Here is a 17,022-nt window from a genome sequence, read left to right on the forward strand (position 1 = left end):
ACGTACCCCTCGGCATCCGGTACCGTAGACAGACGGGTTCGGCAGCACGGCAGCAGCATGCCCGTCGTGCCGCTGCACGTCTTGCCGCGGCACCACCAGTTGAATAGAGGAGGCCATCGATGGACATCGATCTCGGTTTGTTGAAGTCGATCGAACGCGAGAAGGAGATCCCGTTCGAGGAGCTCGTCGTGATCATCGAGCAGGCCATCCTGAGTGCGTACCTGAAGAGCACCGAGGGTACCGACACCACCGCGCGCGGCGACGTCCCGGCGGCCCGCGTCCAGCTCGACCGCAAGACCGGCCACGTCGGGGTGTTCGTGCCCGAGTTCGACGACGAGGGTGTCCTGATCGGGGAGGCTGAGAGCACGCCGGACGACTTCGGTCGCATCGCCGCCTTCGCTGCGAAGCAGGTCATCTTCCAGCGGCTCCGCGACATCCAGGACGACGCCGTCCTCGGTGAGTTCAAGGGCCGCGAGGGCGACATCATCGCGGGCGTCATCCAGCAGGGCCCGAACCCGCGCATGATCCACGTCGACCTCGGCACCATCGAGGCGATCCTTCCGCCCGAGGAGCAGGTGGCCGGTGAGGAGTACCCGCACGGTGCACGCATCCGCGTGTACGTGACGAGCGTGACGAAGGGCCTCAAGGGTCCGCAGATCACCGTCTCGCGCACCCACCCCGGACTCGTACGGAAGCTGTTCGCGTTGGAGGTCCCGGAGATCGCATCCGGCATCGTCGAGATCGTCTCGCTCGCACGCGAGGCCGGACACCGGACCAAGATCGCGGTGAAGGCGAACGACCCGAGCATCAACGCCAAGGGTGCCTGCATCGGTGAGCTCGGGCGTCGTGTGCGCGCGGTCACCGACGAGCTGGGTGCCGAGAAGATCGACATCGTCGACTACTCGCCCGACCTGCCGACGTTCGTCGCGAACGCGCTTTCCCCGGCCAAGGTCACGAGCTCGTACGTCATCGACCAGTCGCTCAAGGCCGTCCGGGCGCTCGTGCCGGACTACCAGCTGTCGCTCGCGATCGGCAAGGAGGGGCAGAACGCCCGTCTCGCCGCCAAGCTCACCGGCGCCAAGATCGACATCCAGCCGGACTCGATCCTCGAATCGGACTGAGCCGGATGGAACCGGTGCGGACCTGCGTCGGCTGTCGCCGTCGCGAGCCGCGCTCGGCACTGCTGCGCGTCGTCGCGGTCGAAGGGGCGCTCGTCCCCGACGCCGCGGCGCGCCTGCCGGGTCGCGGATCCTGGGTGCACCCGACGTCGGCGTGCGTCGACCAGGCGGTGCAGCGTCGGGCGTTCACGAGGGCGCTCAGGTTGTATGCGGGACCCGACGCGTCGGCGGTCCAGGCCTTCGTGTCGACGGAACCGGCCGCGCCGACGGCTGAATGACGTCGTCGGGCTCGAACGACCCGCTCACGACCCGGTGGTGAGCCCGCACCCAGGGTCGGGGTGTACGATGGTGAGTGCACGCGAGAGCGCTCCGGCGCACACCGTGCTTCCCACCGCAGGTATCAGGCCCGGATCCCGGGCCTCCATCCTGCTGCCGCCCCACCCGGGTGCGGCATTCCGAGAGAACAGGCTGAACGGCTAATGGACAACTCATGAGCGGCTCGAAATGAGCACCGTCCACCACTAACGCTTGCCCCTGCCTGGGTGCAAGCTCAGACAGGAGAATTGTGGCTGCAAAACCACGTGTACACGAGATCGCATCCGAACTCGGAGTAGACAGCAAGATCGCCATGGCGAAGCTCAAGGAATTGGGCGAGTTCGTCAAGGGACCGTCTTCCAGTATCGAACCACCGGTGGCCCGCAAGCTGCGCGCCGCCCTCGAGGCCGAGGGCGCGAAGGCGTCAGCCGCCCCCGCCGCCCCCGCGAAGCGTCCGGCCACGCCCGGCGCTCCGACCCCGGGCCCAGCAGCGCCCAAGGCTCCGGCCCCCGCGGCACCCGCCCCCAAGGCTGAGGCGCCCGCTGCGCCTGCGCCGAAGCAGGCATCCCCAGGCCCGAAGGCTCCGGCCGCTCCCGCCCCCGCGGCGGAGGCACCAGCTGCCGCTGCTCCGGCGGCACCGTCCGCACCCGCGGCTCCGGCCGCCGGCGACTCGCCCTCCGGCGACGCCGCGAAGCCGGGCGGCCCCCGTCCCGGTGCTCCGCGTCCGGGGAACAACCCGTTCGCGTCCTCGCAGGGCATGGGCCAACGCCCCACCGGCACGCCGCGTCCGGGGAACAACCCGTTCGCAGCGGCTCAGGGCATGGGTCAGCGTCCGAACCCCAGCAACATCCCGCGTCCGCAGGCTCCGCGCCCCGGCTCGCCCCGTCCGGGCGTCGGCCAGGGTCAGCGTCCCGGTGGCCCCGGTCGTCCGGGTGGCGCAGGTCGTCCCGCCGGCGGCGGCGGCTTCCGTCCCGGTGGTGCCGGTGGTGGCTTCCGTCCCGGCGGTGCCCCCGGTGGTGCACCCGCCGGTGGATTCGCCGGTCGCCCTGGTGGTGGCGGCGGTCGTGGTCGCGGACCCGGCGGTGGTACCGCAGGTGCCTTCGGTCGCGGTGGCGGCAAGAGCAAGGCACGCAAGTCGAAGCGGACGAAGAGGGCCGAATTCGAGCTGCGGGAAGCCCCGTCGCTCGGCGGCGTGAGCGTCCCCCGCGGCGATGGCAACACCATTATCCGTCTGCGTCGTGGCGCGTCCATCTCGGACTTCGCCGACAAGATCGACGCCAGCCCCGGCAACCTCGTCACCGTGCTGTTCCACCTCGGTGAGATGGCGACGGCGACGGAGTCGCTCGACGAGGCGACCTTCGACGTGCTCGGTTCCGAGCTCGGCTACAAGATCCAGATGGTCTCGCCCGAGGACGAGGACCGGGAGCTCCTCGAGGGCTTCGACATCGACCTCGACCAGGAGCTGGAGGACGAGTCCGACGAGGACCTCGCCATCCGTCCTCCCGTGGTCACCGTCATGGGTCACGTCGACCACGGTAAGACGCGCCTCCTCGACGCCATCCGCAACGCGAACGTCGTCGCCGGCGAGGCCGGTGGCATCACGCAGCACATCGGTGCGTACCAGGTCGTCGCGGAGCACGAGGGCGTCGAGCGTCCGATCACCTTCATCGACACCCCGGGTCACGAGGCGTTCACCGCCATGCGTGCTCGTGGTGCGCAGGTCACCGACATCGCGATCCTCGTGGTCGCGGCGGACGACGGCATCATGCCGCAGACGGTCGAGGCCTTGAACCACGCGCAGGCGGCCAACGTGCCGATCGTCGTCGCGGTCAACAAGGTGGACAAGCCCGATGCCAACCCGGCCAAGGTGCGCCAGCAGCTGACCGAGTACGGCCTCGTCGCCGAGGAGTACGGCGGAGACGTCATGTTCGTCGACGTCTCGGCTCGTGCCGGCACCGGCATCAAGGACCTCCTCGACGCCGTGCTGCTCACTGCGGACGCCGGTCTCGACCTGCGAGCCAACCCGAACAAGGACGCACGCGGTGTGGCCATCGAGGCCAAGCTCGACAAGGGCCGCGGTTCCGTCGCGACCGTCCTCATCCAGTCGGGTACCCTCCGCGTCGGTGACGCGATCGTCGCCGGTACGGCGTACGGCCGCGTCCGTGCGATGGTCGACGAGAACGGCGACACCGTCGCCGAGGCGGGTCCCTCGCGTCCCGTCCAGGTGCAGGGCCTCTCGAGCGTTCCTCGGGCAGGCGACACCTTCCTCGTCACCGAGGAGGACCGCACCGCGCGTCAGATCGCCGAGAAGCGTGAAGCCGCGGAGCGCAACGCCGCTCTGGCCAAGGCCCGCAAGCGCATCTCGCTCGAGGACTTCACCCGTGCACTCGAAGAGGGCAAGGTCGAGGCGCTCAACCTCATCATCAAGGGTGACGTCTCCGGTGCCGTCGAGGCACTCGAGGAGTCGCTGCTCAAGATCGACGTCGACGACAGCGTCCAGCTGCGGATCATCCACCGCGGTGTCGGTGCGGTCACCGAGTCCGACGTCAACCTCGCCACGATCGACAACGCGATCATCATCGGGTTCAACGTGCGCCCCGACCCGAAGGCCCGCGAGCGCGCGGCCCGTGAGGGTGTGGACGTCCGCTTCTACTCGGTCATCTACAACGCACTCGAGGACGTCGAGCAGAGCCTCACCGGCATGCTCAAGCCCGAGTACGAAGAGGTCCAGTCCGGTGTCGCCGAGATCCGCGAGGTGTTCCGTTCCTCCAAGTTCGGCAACATCGCGGGTGTCATCGTCCGCTCGGGAACGATCACGAGGAACGCCAAGGCGCGGGTCATCCGCGACGGCGTCGTGGTCGGCGACAGCCTGGCGATCGAATCGCTGCGTCGGTTCAAGGACGACGTCACCGAGGTGCGTACGGACTTCGAGGCCGGTATCGGTCTCGGCAAGTTCAACGACATCCAGATCGGCGACGAGATCGAGACGATCGAAATGAAGGAGAAGCCGCGCGGCTAGTCCGCCCGGCCGGTCCCCGTCGTCCTCCTCAGGGAGGGCGGCGGGGATTCCTGCTTGTATTGTGTGTGCAGCATCCGTCGGGCGGCCCTCCGCCCGGCGGTCATCAGAGGAGGACGAGATGGCAGAGAACCCCAGGGCCCGCAAGTTGGCGGACCGCATCAAGGAAGTCATCGCCAAACGGCTCGACAAGGGCATCCGCGACCCGCGGCTCGGCTTCGTGACGATCACCGACGTACAGGTGACCGGCGACCTCCAACACGCGAACGTGTTCTACACGGTGTACGGCTCCGACGAGGAACGCGCCGACACCTCGGCCGCGCTCGAGTCCGCCAAGGGCCTGTTGCGTGCCGAGATCGGGCGCAACATCAACACCCGGCTGACCCCGAGCCTCGACTTCTTCCTGGACGCGATCCCGGAGAACGCGCAGCACATCGAAGACCTGCTGCGTGAGGCGAAGAACCGCGACACCGAGGTGGCCGGGCTTGCCGCCGGTGCCGCCTACGCCGGCGACGAGGATCCCTACGTCAAGCCGCGCGACGTCGACGCCGAGGACTAGACACCTCGCACGACCCTTCGACAGGCTCAGGGACCGGGTTGCTTCGTCCGGTCGCTGAGCCTGTCGTCGTGCGCCCTTCGACAAGCTCAGGGACCGCAAGTGGGCCCCAGGGCCCGCAGGCGGGGCTCGGGGACCGGGTAGGGCTCAGGGACCGGTCAGTCGTGGGGGAGCGCGTATCCGCCGTCGACGCGCACCGCGAGGCGGTCGGCGACCAGTCCGGCGAGTGCGCGGTCGAACTGCTCGCCGTCGGGCCAGAGCGTCCGGAGTTCCTCGTCCGTCAGGGAGCGGTGGGTCGAGCGGAGCTCGGCCATGATGATGCCCCGGACCTGTCGGTCGCTGCCCGCGAACTGCTTCTGCTTCGTCTTGACCGGTCCGTCGTAGGCCGGGTATCCCGCTGCGCGCCAGGCGCACACCTCGCGGAGCGGACACTCCTCGCACCGAGGTGCCCGAGCGGTGCAGACCACCGCGCCGATCTCCATCATCCCGGCGTTGAAGACGGCTGCCTCCGAGCGGGACTCCGGTAGGAGCGCCTCCATCGCTGGGAGGTCCGCCTTGGCGTTCGGCGGACCGGGTTCGCCTTGGCCGCGGACGGCTCGGGCGATGACCCGTCGGGTGTTCGTGTCCACCACCGGGTGCCGGTCCCCGTAGGCGAAGACGGCGACGGCGCGGGCGGTGTAGTCGCCGATGCCGGTGAGCGCCAGGAGCTGATCCACGTCCGACGGGACGATGCCGTCGTGCCGTTCGGCGATCTGGGTGGCCGCCGCATGGAGCCAGAGCGCTCGGCGCGGATAGCCGAGCCGGCCCCAGGCGCGGACGGCTTCCGCCGGTGGTTCGGCCGCCAGGTCGGCTGGCGTCGGCCAGCGCCCGAGCCACTCCTCGAGCCGCGGGATCACGCGGCTGACCTGCGTCTGCTGGAGCATGAACTCCGACACGAGCGTGCCCCAGGCGGGGAACCCCGGGCGTCGCCATGGGAGGTCGCGCGCATCGGTGCGGAACCAGGCCGTCACGAGCGGGGCGAGGTCGGAGGGTTCGGGCGGCACCGCACCAGCCTACGATCCGCGCGGGTAGGCTCGGCGCCATGAAGCTCGTCACGACACCACGGATCGCGTTGCTCCGGCAGCTGCGAGACCAGTTCCAGCGGGACTACCCACGAGGCCGCACCCTCATCGCGGTGGACGGCGTCAGCGGCTCCGGCACGGCGGCGTTCGCCGACGGACTGGCCGAGGTGTTCGACGAGGCCGGACGCGCGGTGTTCCGTGCCTCGATCGACGACTTCCACCGTCCTCGCGAGGAACGGTACGCGCGGGGGCGGGACTCGGCCGAGGGCTACTGGCTCGACTCGTTCGACTATCCGCTGTTCCGCAGGGTGCTCGTCGAGCCCTTCCGCCTGGCGGGCAGCGCCGGCTTCCAACTCGTCGGGTTCGACGAGCAGCGCGACGTCGGCGCTCCCTTGCGTTGGACGACCGGCCCGCAGGACGCCGTCCTCATCGTCGACGGCGTCTTCCTGAACCGTCCCGAGCTCCGCGGCCTCTGGCATGCGTCGGTCTGGCTCGACGTCCCGATGGCGACGGCCTACGAGCGGCTGCACGAGCGCCTTGGCGTCGACGCCGACCCGACGGCGCCGTCCAACGCACGCTACGTGGGCGGGCAGGCGCTCTACCGCAAGGACGACGACCCGACCGCGCGGGCGACCGCCCTCGTGGACAACACGGACGAGCGGCACCCACGGCGGATCTTCGCCGACTTCTGCTGAGCGCCGCCGCCCAGGGGTGATCCGGCCGCCAGGCGGTGCCGACCGCCGCTGATACCGTTGCAAGGTGGTCGAGAACAGCACAGCAGCACCCGGGTCGGCGTCCGCCCGTCCCGGTATCCTCCTCATCGACAAGCCGCAGGGACACACCTCCCACGATGCGGTCGCCCGGGTGCGACGGCTCGCCGGCACGCGCAAGGTGGGGCATGCGGGAACGCTCGACCCCATGGCCACCGGGCTGCTCGTGCTGGGTACGCGCTCGTCGACCCGTCTGCTGACCTTCATCGTCGGTCTCGACAAGGAGTACACGGCGACCATCCGCCTCGGCGAGGCGACCTCCACCGACGACGCCGAAGGCGAGGTCACCGAGCGCGCCGACCAGGCCGCAGTGGCTGCCGTGGACGACGACGCGATCATCGCCGCGATCCGTCCGCTGACGGGCGACATCGAGCAGGTGCCGAGCACGGTGAGCGCCATCAAGGTGGGCGGGAAGCGCGCCTACGCCCTGGCCCGCGAGGGGATCGAGGTGGTGCTGAAGTCCCGTGCGGTCACGGTCAGCGCGTTCGACGTGCTGGCCATCCGTCGGGATGGCGCGGCGATCGACGTCGACGTCCGGGTCGTCTGCTCCTCCGGCACCTACATCCGCGCCCTCGCCCGCGACCTGGGGGCGGCCCTCGGCGTCGGCGGCCATCTCACCGCGCTTCGCCGGACCCGGATCGGACCCTTCGACGTCACGGACGCATCGACGATCGACGACGTCGACGTTGAGACGGCGCTGTTGCACCCGGCCGACGTTGCGAAGCGCCTGTTCGGTGCCCTCGAGCTCACGGAGCAGGAGGCGGTCGACCTCGGCCACGGGAAGCGGCTCGACCGCGACCTGCCGGCCGGCCACACCGGTCCGATCGCCGCCGTCGCGCCGGACGGCCGACTGGTGGGGCTCGTCGAGCGCCGTGGCGGCTCGCTCAAGTCGGTCGTGAACTTCCCGGCGGAGGAACCGGCATGATCGAGTGGTTCACCCTCGCCCAGATCGCGGTCGCGGTCGTGGCCGGGCTCCTCTGCATCGTGCTCGGGTTCGCCGGGCGCGCGCCGAACGACCTGACGATGGGGGCGACGGCACTCGTCGAGGTCCTCCTCATCGCGCAGCTGGTGGTGGCGATCGCCGCGCCCGCGTTCGGGAACACCGCCACGGGGAGTGTGCCCGAGTTCTACACCTACCTCGTCTCCGCGATGATCCTGCCGATCGCCGGCGGATTCTGGGCGCTCGTCGAACGCACCCGATGGTCGACGGTCGTCCTCGGCGTCGTCTGTCTCGCGATCGCGGTGATGCTCTACCGCATGGAGCAGATCTGGACCGTCCAGCTCGGCTGACCGTCGGCGCACCGACGGCGGTGGAGGACGACGGCACCGCAGCTCGCGTGACGGTCGTGAAGTGCCGGGGCGAGGGCCCGCGTCGCATAGAATCGTCGGGTCATGCCTCTCCCCACCACCGCTCCAGCCCGTCCACGCGTCCGTGGTGTCGGGGTCGTCCTCGTCGCCGTCTACGGCATCCTGGCGCTCGCCGCCACCGGCCGGTCCGTGGTGCAGATCACGACCAAGTTCGACGAGGCGCCCCTGGCCTATCTGCTCTCGGCCGTCGCCGCGGTGGTGTACATCCTGGCGACCGTCTCGCTCGTCGCTCCAGGCGCCGTCTGGCGGCGGATCGCATGGGCCACGATCTCCTTCGAACTCGCCGGGGTCCTGATCGTCGGCTTGCTGAGCCTGCTCGACCCCGAACTCTTCCCCCACGACACGGTCTGGTCCGGTTTCGGCCGCGGTTATGTCTACATCCCGCTCGTCCTCCCGGTCCTCGGACTGTGGTGGTTGGCCGGACATCGGCGTACCGGCAAATGATCACGTTCACCGAGCTCGACCAGGTCCCTGACGCCTTCGGACCGTCGGCCGTCACCATCGGCAAGTTCGACGGCGTCCACACGGGTCACCGCGCGGTCGTCGCCGCGCTCCTCGAGGAGGCCGCGGCAGCCGGTCTCAGCTCCGTCGCCGTCACCTTCGACCGCAACCCGCTGAGCCTCATCAACCCAGACCGCTGCCCGGCGTCGCTCGTGAGCAACGAGCAGAAGCTCGGTCTCCTGGCGGACGCCGGGGTCGACGCGGCCCTGCTGCTGCGCTTCGACCAGACACTGGCCCAGCTCACGCCAGAGGAGTTCGTCACCTCGATCCTCGTCGGAGCGTTGCATGCCAAGACGGTCCTCGTCGGCGAGGACTTCCGCTTCGGCCATCGCGGCCTCGGAACGGTCGCCACGCTGGAGTCGTTCGGTGAGGTCTACGGCTTCTCCGTGCGCGTCGTGGACGACGTCCGTCCCGGCGGCGGGCGTCGGGTGTCGTCCACCTGGATCCGCGAACTCCTCGAGGAGGGTGACGTCCGCGAGGCGTCGCGGCTCCTCGGTCGTCCGCCCGGCGTGCGGGGTGTCGTCGTCCACGGCGCCAAGCGTGGCCGGGAACTCGGCTTCCCGACCGCCAACCTGTCTCCCGATTCGCAGGGGCTCATCCCCGCGGACGGCGTGTATGCAGGGTGGCTGTTCTGGCGAGGACGTCGGTATCCGGCGGCGATCTCGGTCGGGAACAACCCGACCTTCGACGGTGTCCCGCAGAAGCAGGTCGAGGCCTACGTCCTCGACGAGACCGATCTCGACCTCTACGACGACGAGGTCGAGGTGCAGTTCGTCGAGCGCATCCGCGGCATGGTCGCGTTCACCGGGATCGAGCCGCTCATCGTGCAGATGACCGACGACGTCGAGCGCGCGCGCCGGATGCTGTCCTAGTGGGTCCGCGTCCCCTGTGGCGGGGGAGGGCCCTCGCGCTCGTCGGTATCGTGCTCGTCGCGGCGAACCTCCGCACGGCCGTCACCTCACTCTCACCGATCTTCGCCGAGATCGACGGCGACATCGGCGTGGGTGCGGTCGGCTTGGGGCTCCTCGGGATGCTGCCGCCCCTCTGCTTCGCGCTCTTCGGCGTCTTCACCCCGCGGCTCGTGCGTCGGCTGCACCTCGAGCCGGTGCTGCTCATCGCGCTCGGGGCGATCGTGGCCGGACACCTGCTGCGTTCGCTCGCCCCCGACTTCGCCGTCCTCGCGATCGGCAGTGCGCTCTGCTTCGCCGGCATCGGCATCGGCAACGTCGTGCTCCCACCGCTCGTCAAGAAGTACTTCCCTGACCGCATCGGCCTCGTCACCTCGCTCTACGCGACGGTCCTGTCGGTCAGCACGTTCATCCCGCCACTGATCGCCGTGCCGGTCGCCGACGCCGCCGGGTGGCACGTGTCACTCGGCGTGTGGTCCATCGTCGCCATGCTCGCGGTCCTGCCTTGGATCACGCTCATCGTGCGGGAGCGTCGGGACGCCCGGGCCGCCGCAGCGACCGACCCCGAGATCGAGGAGGTGCCCCGCACCGGGCGCGTCCTCGTCCACCGCTCACCGATCGCGTGGGCCATCGCGGCGGTGTTCGCCACCTCCTCACTGAACGCCTACGCGATGTTCACCTGGCTTCCCGCGATCGTCGGTGACGTCGCCGGCGTCACCCCGGCCCAGGGCGGCCTGCTGCTCTCGCTCTTCTCCGCGATGGGCGTCCCGGCGAGCCTGATCGTCCCGATGCTCGTCGCGAGGCTGCGGAACGTCGCCGTCCTCGTCTACGTCGCGAGCGGGTGTTTCGTGCTCGGCTATCTCGGGCTGCTCCTGTGGCCGGCGACGCTGACGTGGCTGTGGGTGTTGCTGGCCGGCCTCGGCCCGCTGCTGTTCCCGCTCGCCCTCGTCCTCATCAACCTGCGGACGGCGACCCACGAGGGCGCGGTCGCCCTGAGCGGTTTCGTGCAGAGTGTCGGCTACACCCTCGGCGCACTCGGCCCCCTGGTCGTGAGCCTGGTGCACGCCGTGACCGGATCGTGGACCGTCCCGTTGCTGCTCCTGCTGGCCACGGGCGCGCTGTGCGCCATCGCCGGCCGCATCACCGGCCGACCGACGACGATCGAGGCGGACCTCGCAGCTCGCGGTCGCTGACCGGTCTGGTCCTCCCGACGGCGCCCCGGCGGCGATGCGCATCCGCGCACCGGCCGCTGCTCATCTGAGCATGGGTACCAACAGGCGTTGTCCGGGTGGTGGTGGCGTCCTAGGCTGGAGACGATCCGGAGGAGGCCCGAGGTGATCGAAAGCGACGAGCTGCTCGCGGTGCGCGCCGCGGAGCTGTACTACGACGAGACGAAGACCCAGGACGAGATCGGCGCGCTGCTCGGCATCACGCGGTGGAAGGTCGGTCGGCTCCTCGCCCAGGCCCGTGAACTCGGCTACATCCGCATCGAGATCGTGCACCCGCGCGCACGCCGCCTCCCGCTCGAACGGGCGCTCCGCGAGCGCTTCGGACTCGCGGACGCGGTCGTCGTGCCGAGCCCGAGCGACAGTGCCGACCTCCATGAACGCGTCGCGCGCGCGGCGGCCGACTACCTCGGCGCCATGCGACCGGTGCCGCGGACGCTCGGTGTGAGCTGGGGGAGGACGCTGCGTGACATCGCCGACCACCTGTCCGACGGCTGGGCGACGGGGCTCTCCGTCGTGCAGATCAACGGCGGCGTGAGTCTCAACCAGCGTGTCGGCACTGCGGCCGCCACGGCTGCACGGATCGCCGAGAAGGGCCGTGGTGACGTCACCCTGCTCCCGAGCCCGGCGATCTTCGAGCGCCTGGAGACGAAGCTGAGCATCGAGTCGGACCGCACGGTCGCGGAGGTGCTCCGCACGGCCGCAGCGGCCGACACCTACCTGTACGGCGCCGGAGTGGCCGGGCCGGACTCCGCTCTCGTCCACAGCGGGTACCTCACGGCCGCAGACGTCGACGTCCTGGTCGCACGCGGTGCCGTCGGCGACGTCGTCGGGCGCTACATCGACGCCGAGGGCATGATCGTCGACCCCACACTCGACGAGCGCACGGTCGGGCTCGGACTCGAAGCGCTCCGACGTGCCGGTCGCAGCATCGCGGTCATCGCCGGAGCCCAGAAGCACGCCGTCGCGAGGGCCGTCGTCAGCAGCGGCCTCTGCACCGTGCTCGTCACCGACGAGGCGACCGCGACGGCACTCCTCGCCGACCACGAACCATCATCCGCGAAGCAGCACACCCCGGAGCAGGAACTGCTCGGAAGGAACGCACCATGACCACTCCACCAGGCGACCTCGTGGCGAAGCCGACGGCGCTCGAACTCGTCGACGGCCCCGTCACCGACGCCAGCCTCAGACGCTACCTCGACGGCCTCGCGGGCGTCGACGCCGTCGGGCTCGAACAGCGCGCAGCGGACCTCGGTACGCGCTCGATCAAGACGACGTCGAAGGCCTGGGCCCTCGACCGCATCATCGAACTCATCGACCTCACCACCCTCGAGGGCGCCGACACCCCCGGCAAGGTGCGCTCCCTCGTGGCCAAGGCCATCACCCCGGACGCCGGGGATCCGTCCACTCCGCGCGTCGCCGCGGTCTGCGTGTACGGCGACATGGTGCCGTACGCCGTCGAGGCGCTCGGCGCGGCGCACACCCAGCCGGGTGCGGGACCAGACGCCGGCGGGATCAACGTCGCGGCGGTCGCCACGGCCTTCCCGAGCGGACGCGCCTCCCTCGCGGTCAAGCTGGCGGACACGGCCGACGCCGTCGACGCCGGAGCGGACGAGATCGACATGGTCATCGACCGGGGTGCGTTCCTCTCCGGCCGGTACGGCCAGGTCTTCGACGAGATCGTCGCGGTCAAGGAGGCCTGCCGACGCAGCGACGGCTCCTCGGCCCACCTCAAGGTCATCCTCGAGACCGGCGAGCTGAACACTTACGACAACGTGAAGCGCGCCTCGTGGCTCGCCATCCTCGCGGGCGGCGACTTCATCAAGACGTCCACCGGCAAGGTCGCGCCCGCCGCGACCCTCCCGGTCACCCTCCTCATGCTCGAGGTCGTCCGGGACTGGTACCGCCTCACCGGAGAGCAGATCGGTGTGAAGCCCGCCGGCGGCATCCGTTCCTCGAAGGACGCGATCAAGTACCTCGTGACCGTCGCCGAGACGGTCGGCGAGGAGTGGCTCCAGCCGCACCTGTTCCGCTTCGGTGCCTCGAGCCTCCTCAACGACGTGCTCCTGCAGCGTCAGAAACTCACCACCGGCCACTACTCCGGCCCCGACTACGTCACCATTGACTAGGACATCATGAGCTTCCTCGAATACGCACCAGCCCCGGAGTCGACCTCCGTCCTCCACCTCCGTTCCGAATACGGCCTCTTCATCGACGGCGAGTTCACCGAGGGCACGGGTGGCTCCTTCCAGACGATCTCGCCGAGCACCGAGCAGTCGATCGCGACGATCTCCGCGGCGAGTGACGCCGACGTCGATCGCGCCGTCACCGCCGCGCGGCGTGCCTACGACCGGGTGTGGTCGAAGCTGTCGGGCGCCGACCGCGGCAAGTACCTCTTCCGCATCGCGCGCCTCGTGCAGGAGCGCGCCCGCGAGCTCGCCGTGGCGGAGAGCCTCGACAACGGCAAGCCGATCAAGGAGTCCCGCGACGTCGACGTCCCACTCGTCGCCGCCTGGTTCTTCTACTACGCGGGTTGGGCCGACAAGCTCGACTACGCGGGCCTCGGTGCGAACCCGCGCGCCCTCGGCGTGGCCGGGCAGGTCATCCCGTGGAACTTCCCGCTCCTCATGCTCGCGTGGAAGGTCGCACCGGCGCTCGCCGCCGGCAACACGGTCGTCATCAAGCCGGCCGAGACCACGCCGCTCACGGCGCTCATCTTCGCCGAGATCCTCCAGCAGGCCGAGCTGCCGGCCGGTGTCGTGAACATCGTCACGGGTGCCGGAGCGACCGGGGCGGCGATCGTGCGCCACCCCGACGTCGACAAGGTCGCCTTCACCGGGTCGACCGCCGTCGGGCGCGAGATCGCGAAGACCATCGCCGGCAGCGATAAGCGCCTGACACTCGAGCTCGGTGGCAAGGCCGCGAACATCGTGTTCGACGACGCCCCGATCGACCAGGCCATCGAAGGCATCGTCAACGGCATCTTCTTCAACCAGGGTCACGTCTGCTGCGCCGGATCCCGGCTCCTCGTCCAGGAGAGCATCCACGACGAGGTCATCGACCGCTTGAAGAGCCGTCTGCAGACGCTGCGCGTCGGCGACCCGCTCGACAAGAACACGGACGTCGGCGCGATCAACTCGGCCGAGCAGCTCGCCCGCATCCGCGAACTCTCGGACATCGGCGAGCTCGAAGGCGCCGAACGGTGGAGCCCGGACTGCGAGCTGCCCGAGAACGGGTTCTGGTTCGCGCCGACGATCTTCACGAACGTGTCCACCAGTCACCGGATCGCCCGCGAGGAGATCTTCGGTCCGGTCCTCTCGGTCATGTCCTTCCGGACACCCGCGGAGGCCATCGCGAAGGCGAACAACACCCCGTACGGACTCTCCGCGGGTATCTGGAGCGACAAGGGCAGCCGGATCCTCGCGGTTGCGGACAAGCTCCGCGCCGGCGTCATCTGGGCGAACACCTTCAACCGGTTCGATCCGGCCAGCCCGTTCGGCGGGTACCAGGAGTCGGGGTACGGCCGCGAGGGTGGTCGCCACGGGCTCGGTGCCTACCTCGCGCCGGCCGGATCATCGGCCGCCGCCACCGTCGCGCCGTCCACGAGCACCACGAAGGAGGAGCAGCGATGAGCCGGCTCACCATCCCGAAGACCTACAAGCTCGCCATCGGCGGCAAGTTCCCACGCAGCGAATCCGGAAGGACGTACGAGGTGACGAACGCCAAGGGGGAGTTCCTCGCGAACGCATCGCTCGCCTCGCGGAAGGACGCCCGCGACGCGGTCGTCGCCGCACGATCGGCACTCGCCGGTTGGTCGGGTGCCACCGCCTACAACCGCGGCCAGGTGCTCTACCGCATCGCCGAGCTGCTCGAGGGTCGGCGGGCGCAGTTCATCGAAGAGATCGTCCAGGCCGAAGGCGTCTCGCAGGCGAAGGCCGCGGCACAGGTCGACGAGGCCATCGACCTCTGGGTCTGGTACGCGGGCTGGGCGGACAAGTACGTCCAGGTGGTCGGGGGAGCGAACCCCGTCTCGGGTCCGTACTTCAACCTCTCGGTTCCGGAGCCGACGGGCGTCGTCGCGCTCATCGCGCCGCAGGACTCGTCGCTCCTCGGATTCGTGAGCGTCGTCGCTCCAGCGCTGGTCGCGGGGAACACGGTCGTCGTGATCGCGAGCGAGCGCCTGCCGCTCTCGTCGATCAGCCTCGCCGAGGTGCTCGCCACGAGTGACGTCCCCGGCGGCGTCGTGAACGTGCTGACCGGATCGCCGGCCGAGATGGCTCCATGGCTCGCCTCGCACGCCGACGTCAACGCGATCGACCTCGCCGGCGCCGGAGCACTCGACTGGGTCGAGCTCGAGGTCCTCGCGGCCGAGACGCTCAAGCGCGTGGTCCGTCCGAGCGGTGCCAGCGGTCCGGTTCCGGCGAGCCTCGACCGTATCACCGCGTTCACCGAGGTGAAGACCGTCTGGCACACGAAAGCGCTCCTCTAGCGGCCTGCAGCACCCGCGTGGTGCTTGCACAGCGGCGCCCGGCTGTACAGCCGGGCGCCGCTGTCGTCGACGGGTCGTAACGTTGCATCCATGACCGAATCATCGACTCCGAAGCGCGTACTCGTCACGGGTGCCACCGGCTACATCGGCGGGCGGCTCGTGCCGCGGTTGCTGGAGGCCGGGTACACGGTGCGGGTGCTCGTGCGCTCGCCGCAGAAGCTCACCGACGTACCCTGGCGCGAGCAGGTGGAGGTCGTCGAGGGTGATCTCGGGGACGCCGCGCGGGTCGCGTCGGCCTGCGTGGACGTCGACGTCGTCTACTACCTCGTGCACTCCATGGGCGGCAAGGGCGACTTCGAGCAGACGGAGCTCGCCGCCGCCGAGCACGTCGCCGCCTGCGCTGCGGCGGCCGGGGTCTCGCGCATCGTCTACCTCGGTGGCCTGCACCCCGAGGACGTCGAACTGTCGAAGCACCTGCGGTCCCGAACCGAGGTCGGGCGGATCCTGCTCGCCTCGGGCGTTCCGACGATCGTCCTGCAGGCCGGTGTGGTCATCGGCTCCGGATCGACCTCCTTCGAGATGATCCGCCATCTCACGGACATCCTGCCGTACATGCCGGCGCCGCGCTGGGTCCGGAACTTCATCCAGCCGATCGCGGTCCGCGACGTCCTGCACTACCTGCTCGCGGGCGCCGAGGTCGACCGCGACGTGAACCGTGCCTTCGACATCGGTGGCCCCGACGTCCTCCGATACGGACAGATGATGAACGGCTACGCGGTCGAGGCGGGCCTCCCGCAGCGCCCGATCGCGCCGCTCCCGGTCCTCACCCCGTGGTTGGCCTCGCAGTGGGTGAACCTCGTGACGCCGATCCCGCGCCGGCTCGCGTCGCCGATCATCGAGTCGCTGCTCGTCGACTGCGTCATGAGCGACCACGACATCGATGCGGTCATCCCGCCGCCGGAGGGCGGTCTGACGGGGTACCGACGCGCGGTGCGCCTCGCACTGCAGCGCATGCGGGACGGTGAGGTCGAGACCTCCTGGCGGAACGCGACCGTCGACGGCGCGCCGAGCGACCCGCTGCCGAGCGACCCCGACTGGGCCGGACACACCGTCTACATCGATCTCAAGGAACGGAAGACCTCCGCGAGCGCCGACCGCCTCTTCTCGGTGATCGAGTCCATCGGCGGCGAGAACGGGTGGTACTCCTTCCCGCTCGCGTGGGCGATCCGCGGCTGGATGGACAAGCTCGTCGGTGGTGTCGGCCTCCGACGTGGTCGCGACGATCCGCAGCACCTCAGCGTGGGGGACGCCCTCGACTTCTGGCGGGTGGAGTACCTCGAACGCGGTCGGATGCTTCGCCTGCGCGCCGAGATGCGCGTGCCCGGTCTCGCCTGGCTGGAGATGAGCGCGACCCCGGTCGGCGACGGCTCGGTGTACCGGCAGCGCGCGGTCTTCTTCCCGAAGGGGCTCGGCGGACGCCTCTACTGGTTCGCGATCCTGCCGTTCCACGGGATCATCTTCAACGGGATGGCGAACCGTATCACGGAGGCGGCGGTCGCGTTGCCGTCCGAGACCTCGGCGCAGCGGAAGAGCCGGGTGGGGCCGGTCTCCCCGGAGGAGCACGAGGCGGTCGACTCCGCCGAGGCGGACATGCAGGCCTCACGACCCACGCCGGAGGTCGCGGAGTAGCGTGG

The 17,022-nt window shown here is 70.0% G+C and carries 16 protein-coding genes; 15 read left to right on the top strand and 1 reads right to left on the bottom strand.

Annotated features, from left to right (window positions below; genetic code table 11):
* Positions 1-119 precede the first annotated feature (119 nt).
* The 4 genes from nusA to rbfA all read left to right on the top strand — a co-directional run bounded on the left by nusA (position 120) and on the right by rbfA (position 5,008).
* A complete protein-coding gene (gene nusA, locus HOW07_RS15895; RefSeq protein WP_079707160.1) occupies positions 120-1,121 on the top strand; it encodes a transcription termination factor NusA in 1,002 nt (333 codons plus the stop codon).
* Between the two features lie 5 nt (positions 1,122-1,126).
* Positions 1,127-1,396 (top strand): YlxR family protein, encoded by a 270-nt coding sequence (locus HOW07_RS15900; RefSeq protein WP_175117804.1) that lies wholly within the window; start codon positions 1,127-1,129, stop codon positions 1,394-1,396.
* Positions 1,397-1,746: 350 nt separating this feature from the next.
* Complete coding sequence (infB, locus tag HOW07_RS15905) at positions 1,747-4,452, top strand: translation initiation factor IF-2 (RefSeq protein ID WP_254628424.1); 2,706 nt, start codon at positions 1,747-1,749, stop codon at positions 4,450-4,452.
* A gap of 118 nt (positions 4,453-4,570) precedes the next feature.
* Complete coding sequence (rbfA, locus tag HOW07_RS15910) at positions 4,571-5,008, top strand: 30S ribosome-binding factor RbfA (RefSeq protein WP_079707157.1); 438 nt, start codon at positions 4,571-4,573, stop codon at positions 5,006-5,008.
* Positions 5,009-5,163: 155 nt separating this feature from the next.
* Here the strand turns inward: rbfA and HOW07_RS15915 are convergent, their stop codons facing one another.
* Complete coding sequence (locus HOW07_RS15915) at positions 5,164-6,048, bottom strand: A/G-specific adenine glycosylase (RefSeq protein ID WP_285039554.1); 885 nt, start codon at positions 6,046-6,048, stop codon at positions 5,164-5,166.
* Between the two features lie 38 nt (positions 6,049-6,086).
* Here HOW07_RS15915 and HOW07_RS15920 point away from each other — a divergent pair, with 38 nt between their 5' ends.
* From HOW07_RS15920 to HOW07_RS15970, 11 genes are all read left to right on the top strand, one after another.
* Complete coding sequence (locus HOW07_RS15920) at positions 6,087-6,761, top strand: uridine kinase (protein ID WP_121291783.1); 675 nt, start codon at positions 6,087-6,089, stop codon at positions 6,759-6,761.
* A 64-nt stretch (positions 6,762-6,825) separates the two neighbouring features.
* Entirely contained in the window at positions 6,826-7,761 is a 936-nt protein-coding gene (truB, locus tag HOW07_RS15925) for a tRNA pseudouridine(55) synthase TruB (protein WP_175117806.1), read from the top strand.
* Positions 7,758-8,126 carry a hypothetical protein gene (locus HOW07_RS15930; RefSeq protein ID WP_064294504.1) on the top strand — a complete coding sequence of 123 codons (369 nt, stop codon included), beginning with the start codon at positions 7,758-7,760 and terminating at the stop codon, positions 8,124-8,126. The genes truB and HOW07_RS15930 overlap by 4 nt, the downstream gene beginning before the upstream one ends.
* 102 nt (positions 8,127-8,228) lie before the next feature.
* Positions 8,229-8,648 carry a hypothetical protein gene (locus HOW07_RS15935; protein ID WP_064294503.1) on the top strand — a complete coding sequence of 140 codons (420 nt, stop codon included), beginning with the start codon at positions 8,229-8,231 and terminating at the stop codon, positions 8,646-8,648.
* Positions 8,645-9,577, top strand: coding sequence for a bifunctional riboflavin kinase/FAD synthetase (locus HOW07_RS15940; protein WP_064294502.1), 933 nt, complete (start codon positions 8,645-8,647; stop codon positions 9,575-9,577). Before HOW07_RS15935 ends, HOW07_RS15940 begins: the two co-directional genes overlap by 4 nt.
* On the top strand, positions 9,577-10,806 hold the full coding sequence (locus tag HOW07_RS15945) for an MFS transporter (protein ID WP_175117807.1): 1,230 nt from the start codon (positions 9,577-9,579) through the stop codon (positions 10,804-10,806). The genes HOW07_RS15940 and HOW07_RS15945 overlap by 1 nt, the downstream gene beginning before the upstream one ends.
* 141 nt (positions 10,807-10,947) lie before the next feature.
* A complete protein-coding gene (locus HOW07_RS15950; protein WP_083397443.1) occupies positions 10,948-11,949 on the top strand; it encodes a sugar-binding transcriptional regulator in 1,002 nt (333 codons plus the stop codon).
* Positions 11,946-12,968 (top strand): deoxyribose-phosphate aldolase, encoded by a 1,023-nt coding sequence (gene deoC, locus HOW07_RS15955; RefSeq protein ID WP_121291779.1) that lies wholly within the window; start codon positions 11,946-11,948, stop codon positions 12,966-12,968. The genes HOW07_RS15950 and deoC overlap by 4 nt, the downstream gene beginning before the upstream one ends.
* 6 nt (positions 12,969-12,974) lie before the next feature.
* Entirely contained in the window at positions 12,975-14,471 is a 1,497-nt protein-coding gene (locus HOW07_RS15960; RefSeq protein WP_175117808.1) for an aldehyde dehydrogenase family protein, read from the top strand.
* Positions 14,468-15,328 carry an aldehyde dehydrogenase gene (locus tag HOW07_RS15965; RefSeq protein WP_121291777.1) on the top strand — a complete coding sequence of 287 codons (861 nt, stop codon included), beginning with the start codon at positions 14,468-14,470 and terminating at the stop codon, positions 15,326-15,328. The genes HOW07_RS15960 and HOW07_RS15965 overlap by 4 nt, the downstream gene beginning before the upstream one ends.
* Before the next feature lie 90 nt (positions 15,329-15,418).
* Entirely contained in the window at positions 15,419-17,017 is a 1,599-nt protein-coding gene (locus HOW07_RS15970; RefSeq protein ID WP_175117809.1) for an SDR family oxidoreductase, read from the top strand.
* The last annotated feature ends 5 nt before the right edge of the window (positions 17,018-17,022 follow it).

The sequence above is a fragment of the Plantibacter sp. MCCC 1A11337 genome (genome assembly GCF_013349365.1).
Taxonomy (GTDB): Bacteria; Actinomycetota; Actinomycetes; order Actinomycetales; family Microbacteriaceae; genus Plantibacter; species Plantibacter flavus_A.